This is a genomic window from Haloarcula argentinensis DSM 12282 (genome assembly GCA_000336895.1).
Taxonomy (GTDB): Archaea; Halobacteriota; Halobacteria; order Halobacteriales; family Haloarculaceae; genus Haloarcula; species Haloarcula argentinensis.
The window spans coordinates 108,291-125,407 of sequence record AOLX01000005.1; the positions used below are offsets into that span (position 1 = coordinate 108,291).

Here is a 17,117-nt window from a genome sequence, read left to right on the forward strand (position 1 = left end):
AACACTACGTGATAATTCGATGTCAGTTTGCAAAGGAGGCGGACCAGGCGGTAACTATATTGCCACGCCATAGCACGTTCTACCCAGAGTTATGGAGCCTACCGATAGCCTGCCGACCGAGGCCGATACCGTCATCGTCGGTGCTGGAATCGTCGGCTGTAACATCGCCTATCAGCTGACAGAACTCGGGCGCGAGGACGTGGTGGTGGTTGATCAGGGGCCGATGCCGACCACGGGTGGATCGTCGACGCACGCCCCCGGAATCATGTTTCAAACCGCGGAACCGAAGGTCCTCAGCCAATTTGCGGACTACAGCCGGCGGCTGTACTCGGACCTCGAAGGGGCCGACGGACATCAGGCCTACAACGAAACAGGTGGCATCGAGGTCGCCCGGAGCGATGAGCGCATGGATTTCCTCCAGCGCCGCGTCGAGTATGCGAACGCCTGGGGTATCGAGGACCCGCAGTTACTCTCGCCAGAAGAGGTCACCGAACACCTCCCGCTGGTCGACGCTGACCAGATCAAGGGTGGCTACTACTCCCCGACGGACGGGCAGGTCTCGGGTGTCGTCGCCTGCGATGCGCTGGCCAGGGAAGCAATGGATAGGGGTGCGACGTTCGTCCCACACACGCGCACCGAGAACGTCGAGACAGAGGACGGCTCGGTACAGGCTGTCGTCACGGAGAACGGCAGCATCGAGTGCAACGAGGTGGTGGTGGCGACGAACATCTGGGCTCGCCAGCTCGGCGAGAAACTTGACGTGCACCTGCCGGTGACGCCGGTCGAGCACCAGTACACGATGACAGAGTCTCTCGATGAACTGGCAGACAGCGCGGTCGACATCACCGACCACCCGTTGTTCGAGAACTACGAGAACGTCTCCGGTGAGAAGGCAAAACGACTGCTCATCGGGCCAGATCGGCCGATTCTCCGCGATCAGGACAACGCCATGTACTACCGGAATCACGGGGATTCCTACGGTATCGGCTCGTACAACCACGACCCTATCGTGCCCGACCCGCAGGACCTCGGCGGCAACGACCCCGACGGCGAGCAGGGATCGGTCCACGAGTTCACTGACTACCACATGAACAACGCGACCCATCCGGACCGGCCGGACAAGGCGCCGCGTCAGGCCAGTGACGAACTGCTCCCCGCGACGGCCGGCAAGGAACTCGAACACAAGTACAACGGGATGTTCGCGGAGTCACCGAACGGTCTCCCCGTGATGGGTCCCGTGCAGGAGTACGACGGTCTCTGGACGGCGGCGGCCATCTGGGTCACGCACGCCGGCGGTGCTGGCAAGGCGCTGGCCGAGTGGATGGAACACGGCGTTCCGCGGCTCCCCGAGGGCCCGATCGATCTCGCACACTGCGACGTGAACCGCTTCGACGAGCACGAGGGCAGTTGGGACTTCGCCCGGGACATCGGCGGCGAGGAATACCGCATCGTCTACAATATCATGCACCCCAAGTGGGTCTGGACCGACAAACAACGGGACATCCGCCGAACCCCGATGTACCACACACACAAGAAGTACGACGCTGAACTGTGGGCCGAAGCCGGCTGGGAAGCGCCACACTGGTTCGACTCCAACGCCGACCTGCTGGCGGAGTACGGCGACCGGATTCCCGACCGCGAAGGCTGGGAGGCGAAGTACTGGTCACCAATCGAGGGGGCCGAGGCGTTGAACGTGCGTAACAACGTCGGCCTCCACGACATGACCTCATTCAACAAGATGGAGGTCATCGGGAGCGACGCCGGCGAGTTCGTCCAGTACCTCTGTACGAACGACATGGACATCGACGTGGGCGACGTGAAGTACACGCTGATGTGCAACGAGGCCGGTGGCGTCCGGGCGGACATCACGGTCACGCGAACCGGCGAGGACCGCTATCTCCTGTTGACGACGGGTCGCGAAGTCGGGAACAACCACGTCGCGTGGGTGCGCGAACAGTCCCCCGACGACGTGGTCGTCAACGACGTGACATCCAGCCTCGCGGCGATGGTCTGTACCGGCCCGAACGCCCGGAAAGTCCTGTCGAGGGTCACCGACATCGACCTCTCCGACGACGCCTTCCCGTTCTTCACGAGCCAGCAGTTCTTCGTGAAGAACATCCCCGTGACTGCACTCCGCGTCTCCTATGCGGGTGAACTCGGCTGGGAGTTCTACACGCCCTCGGAGTACGGCGAGCGCCTCTGGGAGCACATCATGGAGGCCGGCGAGGAGTACGGTATTCGCCCGTACGGCAACGGCGCGCTGAACTCGCTTCGTATCGAGAAGGGGTTCCGGCTCTGGGGGAAGGATCTCCACACGGAGCACAACCCGTACGAGGCCGGCCTCGGCTGGGCCGTCGACCTCGAAACCGACTTCATCGGCAAGGAGGCGGTCGCGGCGGCCGCCGACGGCGACAACATCGACCACAAGGTAGCTTGTCTGACTCTCGACGACGAGGACGCCGTTGTGCTCGACAACAAGCCTGTTCTCGATGGCGACGAGACTATCGGCTATCTCCACAGCGCCGAGTACGGCTACACCGTCGGCGCTTGTGTCGCCTACACGTACCTCCCACCCGAGTACGCCGAACCGGGGACGAGCGTCGAAATCCTCTACGAGGGGGAGCGATACGACGCGACTGTCCGCGAGGAACCGCTCGTCTGAGAGCGGTCTCCGACCTGCGGCTGGTTCTATCGCAATTGTAACACGCTGTGGTTCAGTCCCGCATCGACGTTTACGCTCCCTGCCCGACGGACAGCAGACGTTCCAATTCCGGGCGAAATGCTGGTTTCTGGCCGCTCTAACCGGACATCTCTTCTACAAGCGGGTCTGCTCACCGGTGTATTTAAGATTGTGACAGAAACAGTCCCAAACGAGATACATGAGCACAGAGACTCCCCCGTCTCAGGCGGATACTGTCGTAATTGGTGCTGGGGCTGTCGGGTGTAGCGTCGCGTATCACCTGACGGAACTCGGCGCGGAGGACGTTGTCGTCATCGACCAGGGACCGCTCCCGGTCACCGGCGGCTCGTCGGTCCACGCGCCCGGCATCATGTTCCAGACATCGCCGTCGAAGATACAGACGAAGACCGCACACTACACCAGCCGACTACTCTCCGACGCCGGTGTCTACGACGAGGTCGGCGGCATCGAAGTGGCCCGCAGCGAGGAGCGCATGGACTTCCTCCGCCGGCGCGTCGAGTGGGCGACTTCCTACGGGCTGCCGGAACCGCAGTTGCTCTCTCCCGAGGAAGTTACCGAACACCTCCCGCTGGTCGACGAAGACGAAATCCTCGGCGGCTACTACTCGCCGACCGACGGGCGAGTCGACGGTATCGCCGCGCTCCAGTGGTACATGGAGCACTCCACGGCGTCGTTCTACGGGAACACGGAGGTCACGGATCTGGACGTTTCGGGGGGCGAAATCAACGCTGTCGAGACCGCACAGGGCCGCATCGACTGCGAGCGAGCCGTTATTGCGACGAACAACTGGGGCTACCAGACCGGCCAGCTGGCTGGGCTTGACCTTCCGATTGCCCCGGTTGAACATCAGTACGTGGTCACCGAGCCGATGGATGAACTCGCCGGCGTCGAGTCCTCTGTCGGCGACAACACGACGGGGCTGGAGGTTCCGGGGGACCGCTCTATCGCGGAGTACATGAGCGAAGGGCCACACCAGCCCGTCGGTCGCGATCAGGACAATTCGCTGTACTTCCGGACTCACGGTGACGCGCTCGGGATGGGGTCGTACAACCACGAGACGCTCTCGGTCGATCCAGAGGCGATGGGCAAGAACTCCGAGGAACACCAGGCATCGGTTAGAGGGTTCACGAAAGAACACTGGGAGACGCCAACCCACCGTGGCCGGGACAAGTCCGCGAAACAGGCCTTCGACGAACTGCTACCGGCGACACAGGACGTGGAATACGAGGCCACCGAGAACGGCATCTTCGTCTTCACGCCCGACGGGATGCCGGCCGTCGGCGAGACGGCACAGGTTGACGGTCTCTGGACAGGGCTGGCTATCTGGTGGACCCACTCCGGGGGTTACGGCCGCATCCTCGCGGAGTGGATGGAGAACGGCGTTCCACGGCTGCCCTCCGGTCCGGTCGATACTGGCGGTATCCACGTCCGACGGTTCGAACCCCACGCGGGCGAGAAGGACTACTTCGTCGACCGCGGGGCCAAGCGCTACGAGCAGGTGTACAGCATCGTCGACCCGCGGTGGCAACCCGATGACCACCGGACGCTCCGAACGAGTCCGTTCTATCACCAGCAGAAGGAACTCGGCGCGGAGTTCTACCAGAGCGGCGGCTGGGAGACACCACAGTGGTACGAGTCAAACGCCGACCTCGTCGAGAAGTACGAGGACCGGATTCCCGACCAGGACGGCTGGCAGGGCATCAACCGCTCGAAAATCGAGGCCGCGGAGCATCTCCACACCCGCGAGAAGGTGTCGATGTTCGACATGACGACGTTCAGCTCCATCATGGTCGAAGGGGAAGGGAGCCAGGCGTTCCTCCAGCGGGTCTGTAGCAACGATATGGACCTCGAAACTGGACAGGTCCGCTACTCGCTGCTGTTGAACGAGGGCGGCGGCATCCTCGCCGATATCACTGTCGTCAAACTCGATAACGAGGAGTTCATGGTGACGACCGGTGGTGGGAACTCTCCCGGTATCCACGGCGGCCATCTCGAAGACGAGGCTCCTGCGACGGTGTCGGTCCATGTTGAAGAAGGTGCAAAATCCACAATCGGCCTCTGGGGACCGAACGCACGGCTCCTCCTCCAGCGATGTACTGACGCGGACGTGACAAATGATGGTTTCCCGTACTTCAGCGCCAAGCAGATGTACGTCGGCGACGTTCCTGTCATCGCATTACGAGTCTCCTACGTCGGCGAGCTTGGGTGGGAGCTGTGGGCGCCGACGGAGTACGGCCAGCGCCTCTGGGAGACGCTGCAAGACGCCGGCGAGGACCTCGGCGTCCGACCGATGGGTGGCGGCGCGCTCAGTTCTATGCGGTTAGAGAAAGGCTACCGCCTCTGGGGGACGGACATCGACACGGACTCGAACCCCTTCGAGGCCGGGCTCCCCTTCGCCGTGGACCTGGACACTGAGTTCATCGGTAAAGCGGCTCTGGAGACTGCACGCGAGGAAGGTATCGACAGCAAAATCACGCCGCTCACGCTTGATGACTCGACGGATATCATGCTGGGTGGGCGACCAGTGCTCAAAAACGGCGACGCGATCGGCTACGTGCAGGCCGGGAACTACGGCTACAGTATCGACGAGTCGATTGCATATACGTATGTCCCGACTGAACACGCCGAAGCCGGAACGTCGGTTCAGATACAGTGCGAGGGCGAGACATACGACGCGACGGTGCGTGACGAGCCACTGTTCGATCCGACTCGGGAGCGCATCACCAGATGACAGGACAGCGCACTGACCCACCAACTTTGACATGAGGCCCGCGACGATACGAACATATGACTCAAACTGAATCTGACACGCTCCCCGTCACATACACAGACATCGAACGAGCCCGCGAACGTCTGGACGACGACACAGTCGTCAAGAAGACGCCAGTCGAACGGAGTACGTCGCTCGGCGAGTTCGTCGACGCCGAGGTGTACCTGAAGATGGAACATCTCCAGTGGACAGGGTCGTTCAAGACCAGAGGCGCGTTCAACAAAATCTCGCAGGATGTCGCCGACGGCGTGGAGTCCTTCGTCGCCGCCAGTGCCGGGAACCACGCACAGGGTGTCGCCCTCGCCGCGACGAAATGTGGGGCGGAATCGACGATCTTCATGCCGGAAAACGCGCCACAGGCCAAGATAGACGCCACGAGGGCCTATGGTGGGAGCGTCGAACTGGTCGGCAACGACTTTCAGGAGACGATGTCACACGCCAAAGCGGTCGTCGAGGAGACCGACGCCGAGTTCGTTCACGCATACGACGATCTGGACATAATCGCTGGCCAGGGGACCCTCGGCACGGAGATGTACCACGACTGCCCCGATGTCGACACGGTCATCGTTCCCATCGGCGGCGGTGGGCTCATCAGTGGCGTCTCGACAGCGGTCAAACACCTCTCACCGGAGACGCGCGTCGTTGGCGTGCAGGCGACCGGCGCGGAGACGGTGCACGAAAGCCTCGACAAGGGGATTCCGGTCGTGCTCGACGAGGTAGATACAATCGCCGACGGCATCGCCACCGGCGGCATCTCGGAGACCACGCTCGACATCATCGAGGCAAACGTCGACGAGGTCGTGACGGTTTCAGATACCGATATCGCGCAGGCGATTCTCCTGTTGATGGAACGGGCCAAACAGGTCGTGGAAGGTGCCGGAGCCGCCTCCGTCGCCGCCGTTCTGAGCGACGGCCTCGACGTATCGGGTGAAACGGTGATGCCGCTGCTCTGTGGTGGCAACCTCGACATGACACAGATGCGTGAGGTTCTCATCCACGCGCTCACGGAACGCCAGCAACTCCTCCAGCTCCGGGTTCGCATCGACGACCAGCCGGGCGTGATGGAGGAAATATCGGGCGTTATCGCCCGGCAAGGGGCCAATATCCACGACGTCCGGCACGAACGGTCCGTCGAGAATCTCGAGATCGGGGAAGCGTATCTCGTGTTCAACGTCGAGACGAGCGGTGCCGAGCACGCTCAGGGTATCATCGCGGCGATACGCGATGCGGGCTATCCTGTCGACAACGTTGCACGAGAGGCAAAAAGCGGCGCAGTATAACCGGAATCGGCGTCCAGACCGACGGATCAACGCTATGAGCGAGGAAACCTATAACAGGTGTGTGTGGGAATTACACATGAGTCAGGTAGCATGTACGACAATATACTCGTCCCGTATGACGGCAGCGACGAGGCACGGAGAGGGGCAGAACACGGCATCGAACTCGCCGCTGCGCTCGACGCGACAGTCCATGCATTGTACGTAATAGACCTGCCGGGCACGCCGCGCGCACTCGCCCTCAGAGACGACGAGGAGGAGATGCGTGAGGAGTATCGGGCCTACGGGGAGGAGGTGCTGGCGAATCTCGGGAACGTCGCCGAAGAGCACGGCGTCGACTACGAGACGCATTTCAAAACCGGCGCACCAAGCGAGGAAATCGTCGAGTTTGCCGAAGACGAAGGCATGGACGCGATCGTCCTGGGATCGGCGTTCCGCGGGAAACTCGGGAACCTGCTCGGTGGGACAACAGATAAAGTGGTCCGGACGTCGAGCGTTCCGGTCATCAGTCAGCGGATGAGCGTCAACGACATTTGACACCCGCTATGCGTCTATCAGTCGCGTCTCACGTATGTAGATCACCAGGCTGGCGCTGAGGAAACTGAACCCTGCGAGCCGGAAGTCGCCGACTGTCATTCCGACCAGGCCGACGCCCATCAGCAGTGCTGCCACCGCGGCTGCCCCTGTCGCCAGTAGCCGTGCCATACTGGCTGTATGTAGGAATCCGAAATAAATACGCGCGTCCCACGCTGGGAGGGTACCGAACAGGTAAACAGTGACCGGGAAACCACAATATGTTATATTGCATAACTATTTGGCAGGTAACAACAGTACAACGCTTCATTCGGTCATATATTCGGGTCTAAGGTGAAGTTTTATTAGAGTTGCATTACTGCATAAGTATGAGACTGAGTAGCACATAAAATCCGTCGAACTGTGGGCATGCCGTGCCCGTCCGGACGAGTACAGTGAGTCAAACAGGACACGAACGCTGCAGACGTGCTACGCCGGGATGTCGCTGGCATGACGGTGGCGGCGGACTACGACAGCGCAAGACTGCGACTACGACAATGAGACAACACAGACCAGTACCGCGTTCGAGAGGGGTAACGTATGGCAGACAGTGACGAGCAGACCGGCGAAATGTCGGACGGGCTTCAGGTCGAGTTGTTCCACCCGGAGTCCGACCGCGAGCCAGGTGATACGAACATCCAGGCGGCCGGCTTCGACATCCATCCAGTAGTATTCCCGGTGGCGCTAGTGATAATTGCGCTGTTCATCGCGGTGACGATACTGCTGGGAGACACTGCAGCCTCGGCGTACACGTGGCTGTTCAACACTATCGGAGACACCTTCGGCTGGTTCTACCTGCTGGCGGTGAACGTGTTCATCATCACACTGCTGTACTTCGCGTTCAGCAAGTACGGCAATATCAGAATCGGCGGCGTCGAGGCCGAAAAGGAGTTCAGCGACTTCTCCTGGATGGCGATGTTGTTCAGCGCCGGGATGGGCATCGGCCTCATGTTCTTCAGCGTCTCGGAACCGCTGTACTACTTCCAGAACCCCCCGAGCTTCTTCGGGGCCGAAGCCGGAACCGGCGCGGCGGCGTCCGCCGCGATGGCACAGACGTTCTTCCACTGGGGCTTTCACCCGTGGGCGGTGTACGGCCTGGTGGGACTCGGCCTCGCGTTCTTCTCGTTCAACCGGGGGCTCCCGCTCACCTTCCGGTCGATATTCTGGCCCCTGCTGGGCGAGCGGATTTACGGCTGGCCGGGCCACATCATCGACCTCGTGACGGTGTTTGCGACGCTGTTCGGGCTGTCGACCTCGCTGGGACTCGGTGTCGCACAGGTCAACACGGGACTCTCCTACGTGGGCGGTGACATGCTTGGTGCGGTAAGTATCCCGACAGGGACCTGGCCGCAGGTCGCCCTCATCGCGGGGATCACGCTCATCGCGACCCTCTCGGTCGCGGCGGGGCTTGACGGCGGAGTCAAGCGGCTGAGTACGCTGAACCTCTACCTGATGTTCGCACTGCTCGGGTTCCTCGTCATCGTGGGCCCGACGGTGTACATCTTCGGGACGTGGACCGAGGGGCTCGGCGCGTACTTCGGGAACATCCTCGCGCTCGGGTTCTTCACCGGGACGCTCAACGAAGCGGCGAACGGGACCCCCACCGCATGGACAGTGTTCTACTGGGGCTGGTGGATTGCGTGGTCGCCGTTCGTCGGGATGTTCATCGCGCGCATTTCGAAGGGCCGGTCCGTCCGGGAGTTCGTCCTGGGTGTCCTGTTCCTTCCGTCGATGTTCTCGACGCTCTGGTTGTCAGTGTTCGGCGGCAGCGCGATGTTCAACTCTCTGGCGGGCAACGGGCAGGCACTGGCGACGTACAACGAGGTCGGTCAGACCGTCGCGATGTTCGCCCTGCTGGAGCAGTTCCCGCTTGGCGTGGTGAGTGGACTGCTGGCAACGCTTCTGGTCATCACGTTCTTCGTCACGTCGTCCGACTCCGGATCACTGGTCATTGACCACCTGACCTCAGGCGGAAAACACGACGTTCCACGAACGCAGCGGATCTTCTGGGCCCTCACTGAGGGGCTTGTCGCGTCGATCTTGCTCATCGGTGGTGGGCTGACGGCGCTCCAGACAGCTGCAATCACCACAGGGCTCCCGTTCGCGCTCATTCTGTGTCTGATGTGTTACACGGTGTATCTGGGGCTTGACAACGAGTACCAGATACTCGAATCCGAAGAGTTCGCAGAGACAATTCAGGACCTCTCTGAACGGGACGACGTGGACGTCGTAACCTCTGGCGACGAGATGGTAACGGATATCTCCGACCCGGGAGACGACACGGCGACAGGCACCGACTGAAGCGCTCTCGTTTTGGCGTTTTCCGACGCGACCGGTGGGACGCTATCGCCAATAGCGGGTGAAACCGTTCACGCTACCGGCCACCCAGTTCTGTTTCGACCGTCCGTTCAGAGTGTATCCAGACCCGGGCGGAGCCCCCGATTCCGAACGCGGCGATGGCAAGGCTAGACACGATACTGCCGGCGGGTGAAAGCAGTATCCATGAGACAGCGCTGAGAGATGCTCCGATGAGCAGCCCCAGCGCCGGTTGTCGGTTGCGCAAAATGCCAGTGAGGAGCGTGCCGACGACGAGAAACCCGAAGCTTGTGAGAACCAAGACGAACGCGCTACTGATGAGAATCACAATACGGACGAACACCCCGCCAGCGACGCTGAGACGGGCCAGCGTCGTTGCCCCGTAGAGGCCGACAATAGCGACGATCACGTATCCAGCGATGCCGTAGAGGACAGCCATCGCCGGGCTGTCCAAAATCGCGTTGATAGACTCGTCGACGTAGTTCCGCCGTAGCCGGAGTACCAATGCACCGCCCATGAGCACGAGGACGAACGAGACGAGCCCGCGAATCGGCTTGGACAGTTCGGTGCCAACGCCGGGCACGAGCTGTCCCACAACGGGGTCCCAAATGGTTGCCGCCAGTCCCGGGACGGTCGGCGCGACACTGGCAACTGCGTCACAACTCATACTCCACATACCGTGGGTCACCGTGAAAACCTATCGACCGTACACTACCGGGTCAGCGCCGGCACTGCCCGGAAATTTAAGCCGTCAGAAAACTACTATAATATTGTGTCTGGATGGCTCGCAGTTCTGCTCTCGAAGCTTGTCTGGGTCGGCAAGCGGGTCGCCGCACCACTTCGGCGGAGCGACGGGCCGAACAAATTCAGGCTGTCGAGCATGGATACGGCAACGACGACGTACGACGGTGACATCGGATGGGCAAGACGGCCGCCGGCGACTGTCGAATGTCCGCGATGCGAATCGGAGATCTTCCAGCACAACGCGCGTGACAGCATCGACTGCCCGCGGTGTATCGGCGAGTACAGCCACGACGAGTTCGCCGACCTGAAGCTCCTGTATCTCACGTGCCCAGTCTGTCGAAGCCGAATGGAACACGGTCAGCGACATCCCGAGCGGTTCGACATCCCCGAGTGGGCGACCTGTACGGACTGTCGGTACCACTGGGAGTTCGAACACTCCTACGACACTGGTGCCGATTGAGACAATGGTTACACCGATCACACTGCGGCCGTTCGGCAGGCTGTGCGTTGCTTCGAAACGACTACGAAATCAATAGCGTATCCAGTTCCAACACGCCAGTGGGATTCTGCCGTCAGTAATACTTCCAGTCGTCCTCACGGCTCCCCTGCACGACGCCGTCGTCCTTCTCACTGTCCGCCTCGTCTCGCTCATCGGGCCAGCGAATGCCGTCTCCGACGAGGCTCTTGTACGCGAAGGCACCCAGACCGACAAGTATCAGCAGGAGGACGACGGTTCCAGCGACTGCTGCCACCTGCCCGACGGACTCGAGCAGACCCGAGCCGAGCTGAACCGGAAACTGTACCATACACGTTCTTGGGGCTGCACAGGTATCACTGTTGTCGAAGGTTAGATGTCCGAACTGCCGTCGCTGAAACCGTCCTGAGTACGGCGTTGTTTTCGGAGACGTCGTGGACCCTGATGGCGTCAGCCCCACGTTCGGCGGCCAGCGCTGTCGTTGCCAGCGTCGGCGGCAGCCTGTCCGCTCCTGCGCCGCTCATATCGGCAAACATTGACTTCCGGGAGTGCCCGACCAGCACCGGACAGCCGAGCGCGTGGAACTCGTGGAGGCGGTCGACGAGTTCGAACGATTCGGCGGCGTTCTTTCCGAACCCACAGCCGGGATCAACGATGACCTGCTCGCGGTCGATGCCGGCTTGCTCGGCGAGCAGTATCTGTTCCGTGAGGTCTCGAAGTACGTCATCGACAACATCGTCGTAGGTCACAGTTCGATCCGGGTCCACTGGCGCGGACAGACTATGCATCAGAATGACGGACGCATCGTGGTCGGCAACCACGAACCGCATCTCGGGGTCCGACAGCCCCGACACGTCGTTGACGATATCGGCACCGGCCTCCAGCGCTGCGTTAGCGACGGCGGCCTTTCGGGTATCTACGGAGACAGTCGTGTCGAGCGAGGACACGGCCTCGATAACGGGCACCACGCGGTCGATCTCCGTTTCGATGGACACGGGGTCAGCCCCGGGGCGCGTGCTCTCACCGCCGATGTCGACGATATCCGCCCCGGATTCGATCATCTGTTTCGCGTGATTGACCGCGAGGTCGCGGCGGTTGTACTCGCCGCCGTCGTAGAAACTGTCCGGCGTGACGTTGAGAATTCCCATCACGGCCGCTGATTCAGTGTCGAACGGCGGCGGAAACGACCTCTCAGACAGCCTTCCTTCGAGTTGTGTCGCAAGCCGACCAAGCCCCAGCCCCGCCGAAGACAGCCGCTCGATGAGCTGTCGGAGCTGTCGCTGCGTCCCCGACAGTGTCGTATCGACGAGCTTCTCCGGCATGCCAACAGTCGAACAGGTACAGGTGCCGCCGCAGTCCTCGAACTCCTGTTTGACGACGCCTGCCTGGTCGCGCCGCAACGTGACCGAAAGCACCTGCTGACGGATTTCCGGATTACTTTCGGCTCCAGCAATTTCCCCTGTCGGCGCCCGCGTGAGGTTCTCTTTGGGAACGACCAACCGGCTCCATCGGTCCCGAGCTTCGGCAGCTGCGTAGAGCGACCCGGCTACGAGCACGAAGTCGTCCGGGCCGGCCGCAGCTATCGCCCGTTCGGTGGCCTCGGGAACGGATTCGACCTGCTGTATCTGGGCTGCCTGGCCCGTGAACGCGCCAGCAAGCGATTCGGTGCTCGCGGCTCGGTCGCCTTCCGGGCGCGCAGTAAAGGCCGTCTCGACGGCCGGGAGCGTCGCAATCATCCGTTGGTACTCTTTGTCCTTCATCGCGGCAAAGACCACGTGGAGGTCGTCGTACTCGTAGCGCTCGATGAGTGCTGTCAGCGTCTCCATCGCACCGGGGTTGTGGGAGCCATCGAGGACGACCATCGGGTCCGTCGACCGGATCTCGAACCGGCCCGGCAGTGTCACGGCCCGAAGCCCCTCTGATATGGTTTCGGTGTCCACGTCGGTGAGTTGTTGGGCCAGCGCCGCGGCGACGCCGGCGTTCTCCGCCTGATGCTGGCCAAGCAGCTTGAGGTTCGATTCGAGGGCCCAGTCCGGCCCAGTGAGAGAGATACGGTTCTCGATAGCTGAGCGCATGCCGTTCTCGATGGCGGTGACATCGGCGTCGTCGCCGCCCACGGTGATGGTATCGGTCGTCTCCTGAACCGCGTCGAGAGCGGCCCCGGTCGTTCCCGTCACGAGCGGAGCGTCCCGCGGCGCGACCTGTGCTTTGTCACGGGCGATCTCCTCGATCGTGTCGCCAAGCAGGTCGGTGTGTTCTAAACTGATGCTGGTGACGGCGCTTGCGACGGGATCGACCGCGCTCGTGGCGTCGTAGCGGCCGCCGATGCCCACTTCCAGCACCGCGACGTCGACGTTCTCGACATCGAAGTGATAGAGCGCCAGGGCGGTGAGGACCTCGAAATGCGTCGGTTTGTCGTCCTCGGCAGCCAGTTGGTCGATACAGGGCGCTATCTGTTCGACGAACTCTGTCACCCGCTCTTTCGGTACCCGACCGCCGTTGACAGTAATCTGCTCCCGGAAGCCGTTCAACCCTGGCGACGTGAACAGGCCGACATCTAGCCCGGCGGCTCTGAGCACACTCTCGGTCATCCGGGCGGTGCTTCCCTTTCCGTTCGATCCGGCGATCTGCACGCTGTCGAAACTGTCGTCCGGGTCACCGAGATGTGAGAGCATCCGCGCCGTCGTATCGGTTCCCAACTTGGGCCGACGACGCTGTAGCGACTGCAGGTAGTCCGCCGACTCGTGGTACTGCATACCATAATTGGTCACCGGTGGCCTGATTAATGTATCGCCAGGGCGAATCTGGCTTACTCGCGCGTTCCGCTGTAATGCTACCAGCTCAGGTGAAAACGCCTAATACTGAACCTTAGGCCGTAACCGAGTCATCTCCTACGACCCGACTTCGCGGCCGCTACCGTGTTGTCTACACTCGAGGCTGAGACCCAATCTCGTAAGCCGAGATACATGATGTGGCCTCCGGGGGATGTACCGACATCTCGAACACATCCTATCCCGGTAGTGTCAGGTTCACTAACATTATTACGACGGTGCAGGGAAGGGCTAGCCGAGATGTCTTCACAGGATGAGCAATCCGCGGCCGAAGAGACGCAGGAGCCGATTCCTACGGACTACGATATCGCCCAATCGACCGACATGGAGCCGATCTGGGAACTGGTCGAGCCGTGGGGACTCGGACTCGACGACCTCCAGTACTTCGGCGAATACACCGCGAAAGTCAAACAACACGCCATCGAGCGCCTCTGCGAACAGGCCGAGAACAAGGAACAGAACCTTGTTCTGGTAACCGGGATGACGCCGACGCCGAAAGGCGAGGGGAAGACAGTAACGACCGTTGGCCTCGGGCAGACGCTCAACCACGTCGGCGAGGAAGCGATGATCGCCATCCGGGAACCGTCGCTTGGCCCAGTGTTCGGCGTCAAAGGCGGCGCAGCAGGTGGGGGCCGGTCGCAGGTCCTTCCGATGGAGGACATCAACCTCCACTTCACCGGCGACCTCCACGCGCTCACCTCCGCACACAACCTCATCGCCGCGATGCTCGATGCGAAGATCTCGCAGGGCGACGACCTTGACATCGACATCAACAACGTCTCCTGGCCGCGCGCTATCGACATGAACGACCGCGCGCTCCGAGAGACTGTCGTCGGCCTCGGCGGAAAAACTGGTGGGACGCCGCGAGAGGACAGCTTCCTCCTTACCGCCGCTTCAGAACTGATGGCCGTGCTGTGTCTGGCAAGTGACCTGGGTGACCTCAAAGAACGAGTCAGTCGCATCATCGTCGCCTACGACGAGGACGGCGACCCGGTCACGGTCGAGGATATCGAGGCCACCGGCCCAGCAACCATGCTCCTCCGGGATGCGATCAAGCCGAACGTCGTCCAGACCATCGAGGGCACGCCGGCGCTGGTCCACGGCGGCCCGTTCGCGAATATCGCCCACGGGACGAACTCACTGGTCGCCGACAAGACCGCCTTCGGCATGGGCGACTACCTCGTTACTGAGGCCGGCTTCGGTTCGGACCTCGGGGCCGAGAAGTTCATGGACGTGGTCTGCCGCAAGGGCGACATGACGCCCAACGCCGTCGTACTCGTGGCGTCGGTTCGCGCGCTCAAATACCACGGACTCGACCAGTGGCCCGTCGACTACGACGAGATCGACGATGCGGGCGTCGAAGCCGTCGAAGCCGGCTTCTCGAACCTCGACAAGCACGCGACGAACCTCCAGAAGTTCGGCGTCCCGGTCGTCGTCTCGGTCAACCGCTTCCCGGACGACACCGATGAGGAGATTCAGGCTGTACTGGACCACTGCCGTGAGGACCTCGGCGTCAGAGCGGCCGAGTCGAATGTGTTCTCCGACGGGAGCGAGGGCGGTGTCGACCTCGCGGAGAACGTCACCGAGGCAACCGAGGAGAGCGACGAGGAGGACTTCCGAATGCTGTACGACGACGATGACAGCATCAAGGAGAAGATCCACACTGTCGCGACCGAGATATACGGCGCCGACGACGTGAAATACACCGGCGGCGCGCTCGACGACATTGAGCAGATGAACGAGCTCGATTTCGACGATTATCCGGTCGTCATGTCCAAGACGTTCCACTCACTGAGTGACGACGCGAGCAAAAAGGGTGCGCCCGAAGGCTGGGAACTCGAAATCAGTGAAGTGTACCCGTCCGCTGGCGCGGGCTTCTTGGTCGCTCTCACGGCTGACGCGCTCACGATGCCCGGCCTACCGGCCCGTCCAGCAGCGGCCGACATGGACATCGACGAAGACGGCAACATTTCGGGCCTGTTTTGACGGACCGGTCCTGCGTTCCAGCGTTCGCGTTTCGCCGCCTCAACTTCCGGTGGACGCCGCTCAACGTTCAACGATCGGATGCCGCTCACCGCTTCGCGTTCGCGACCGCCTCGTCGAGCGCCGCTTCGCCGGCCGCTTCTGCCTCGTTTGCCCGCTGTTTCAGCACTGCCACGAATGATTCGTCGTCTATCATGTCGAGATTGGCCCGGACAGTCGAGACCGACGCCTGTAGCGCCGCTGCCGTGAGCAGCACCCCGACAGTTGCGTCCGGGACGGCGACCGGCGTCCCCTTCGCAGTCACCGTACGGGCGTGCTCGACGACGTCGAGACAAACCTCGGCCGTCTCCAGTGGCACCTCAGTTGAGCGTTTCGAGGCCTCCTGAATCCGGGCGTCATCCCCGGATTCAAAAGCGGTCCCGATCGCGTCGACCGCTGCCGCGTCCTCGTCAGCGAAGGCGAGCAGCTGTTCCCGGTTATCGGCCAGAGCGTCCGCTAGTGCCGATAGCTCACCGGACTCCACACCGGACCCGTCTGTGCCGACAGTGTGGATACAGACCATCTCACAGAGCGCCGCGCCCATCGCACCGCCGACGGCCGCGACTGCACCGCCGCTCGGGGTCACCTGGCCCGACGCGACGTCGTCGAGAAACTCGCCGATCGGCTGGGCCGCGAACGTCATCTGTTGTCCCCAATACCGGTCGTTTCTGGTGATTGACTGCCCATACTGCACCATTCTCGGCCCACTCGCCTAATGATTTCCCTGGAGATATTCGGCCTCCGCGTGGGCTATCTCGTCACAGAGGCTATGACCTGACTGTGACAAAACGGCGTATGGTGTCTCCGTACGAAATCATTCAGCCAGCGGCAGTACCGATTGAGCGGCTCAACACCTGCGATATGGAGGTCCGGAAGCTCACGGGCCCACTCGGCTGTGAGGAGATACGGGTGAATCAGGTCGTCGTCGAACCGGACTCCGTGACGACGCCGCATACACACGACGGCCAAGAAGAAGTGTTCGTCGCGACGACCGGCGGCCGGATATCTATCGAAGGCGACGTTTACGACGTCCCCGAGGGCGGAGTGGTCCGTGTGTATCCGGACACGGTTCGAACCCTGTGTAACCATACTGCTGAGACGCACGTGTGGCTCGCCTTCGTTGCGCCACCGGTGGGAACCGTCGATAACTTCGGAAATTACGTTATCGAGGAATGAGTCGGTCGGCCAGTCGCTTCCCCGTCTTCGAGGCTGCACCTCCGCTGAGGCCGTGGCCCATCGCCATCTTTTCAGAGCGATCGACGAGTACAGGCCAGGGTTCTGTGGCTAGACCGCATGCACTCATCCTATATGATTACAAATACGTTGAGTTTTGCACCACGCACTGGTCACACAGGCACCATACGCAATCGGAGACGCAGTAGCAGGTAAATTCCTGTTATGAATACCT

13 protein-coding genes are annotated in these 17,117 nt (G+C 61.7%); 8 read left to right on the forward strand and 5 right to left on the reverse strand.

The features are described 5' to 3' along the window. The first annotated feature begins 91 nt into the window (after nt 1–91). The 4 genes from C443_RS01215 to C443_RS01230 all read left to right on the forward strand — a co-directional run bounded on the left by C443_RS01215 (nt 92) and on the right by C443_RS01230 (nt 7,285). Entirely contained in the window at nt 92–2,662 is a 2,571-nt protein-coding gene (locus C443_RS01215; protein ID WP_005533008.1) for a GcvT family protein, read from the forward strand. Nucleotides 2,663–2,879: 217 nt separating this feature from the next. After that, entirely contained in the window at nt 2,880–5,432 is a 2,553-nt protein-coding gene (locus tag C443_RS01220) for a GcvT family protein (RefSeq protein WP_005533011.1), read from the forward strand. A 56-nt stretch (nt 5,433–5,488) separates the two neighbouring features. Then, nucleotides 5,489–6,751: a threonine ammonia-lyase gene (gene ilvA / locus C443_RS01225; RefSeq protein ID WP_005533013.1), complete on the forward strand. Its 1,263-nt coding sequence runs from the start codon at nt 5,489–5,491 to the stop codon at nt 6,749–6,751. Nucleotides 6,752–6,841: 90 nt separating this feature from the next. Further along, complete coding sequence (locus C443_RS01230; protein ID WP_005533015.1) at nt 6,842–7,285, forward strand: universal stress protein; 444 nt, start codon at nt 6,842–6,844, stop codon at nt 7,283–7,285. A 6-nt stretch (nt 7,286–7,291) separates the two neighbouring features. On the opposite strand, the gene C443_RS21380 is transcribed toward C443_RS01230, so the two are convergent. Beyond that, complete coding sequence (locus tag C443_RS21380) at nt 7,292–7,453, reverse strand: hypothetical protein (protein ID WP_005533017.1); 162 nt, start codon at nt 7,451–7,453, stop codon at nt 7,292–7,294. A gap of 408 nt (nt 7,454–7,861) precedes the next feature. Between C443_RS21380 and C443_RS01235 the strand changes: the two genes are divergently transcribed. Beyond that, nucleotides 7,862–9,622 (forward strand): BCCT family transporter, encoded by a 1,761-nt coding sequence (locus C443_RS01235; RefSeq protein WP_005533020.1) that lies wholly within the window; start codon nt 7,862–7,864, stop codon nt 9,620–9,622. A gap of 73 nt (nt 9,623–9,695) precedes the next feature. Here the strand turns inward: C443_RS01235 and C443_RS01240 are convergent, their stop codons facing one another. Then, a complete protein-coding gene (locus C443_RS01240; RefSeq protein ID WP_005533022.1) occupies nt 9,696–10,304 on the reverse strand; it encodes a hypothetical protein in 609 nt (202 codons plus the stop codon). Between the two features lie 105 nt (nt 10,305–10,409). Between C443_RS01240 and C443_RS01245 the strand changes: the two genes are divergently transcribed. After that, nucleotides 10,410–10,841 carry a hypothetical protein gene (locus tag C443_RS01245; protein ID WP_005533024.1) on the forward strand — a complete coding sequence of 144 codons (432 nt, stop codon included), beginning with the start codon at nt 10,410–10,412 and terminating at the stop codon, nt 10,839–10,841. Between the two features lie 112 nt (nt 10,842–10,953). On the opposite strand, the gene C443_RS01250 is transcribed toward C443_RS01245, so the two are convergent. Further along, entirely contained in the window at nt 10,954–11,187 is a 234-nt protein-coding gene (locus C443_RS01250; RefSeq protein ID WP_005533027.1) for a hypothetical protein, read from the reverse strand. A 25-nt stretch (nt 11,188–11,212) separates the two neighbouring features. Continuing rightward, entirely contained in the window at nt 11,213–13,612 is a 2,400-nt protein-coding gene (gene folP, locus C443_RS01255) for a dihydropteroate synthase (protein WP_005533029.1), read from the reverse strand. Nucleotides 13,613–13,927: 315 nt separating this feature from the next. Between folP and C443_RS01260 the strand changes: the two genes are divergently transcribed. After that, complete coding sequence (locus C443_RS01260; RefSeq protein WP_005533031.1) at nt 13,928–15,673, forward strand: formate--tetrahydrofolate ligase; 1,746 nt, start codon at nt 13,928–13,930, stop codon at nt 15,671–15,673. A gap of 85 nt (nt 15,674–15,758) precedes the next feature. On the opposite strand, the gene C443_RS01265 is transcribed toward C443_RS01260, so the two are convergent. Next, nucleotides 15,759–16,352 (reverse strand): cyclodeaminase/cyclohydrolase family protein, encoded by a 594-nt coding sequence (locus C443_RS01265; RefSeq protein WP_005533034.1) that lies wholly within the window; start codon nt 16,350–16,352, stop codon nt 15,759–15,761. A 152-nt stretch (nt 16,353–16,504) separates the two neighbouring features. Here C443_RS01265 and C443_RS01270 point away from each other — a divergent pair, with 152 nt between their 5' ends. Next, complete coding sequence (locus C443_RS01270) at nt 16,505–16,885, forward strand: hypothetical protein (RefSeq protein ID WP_005533036.1); 381 nt, start codon at nt 16,505–16,507, stop codon at nt 16,883–16,885. The last annotated feature ends 232 nt before the right edge of the window (nt 16,886–17,117 follow it).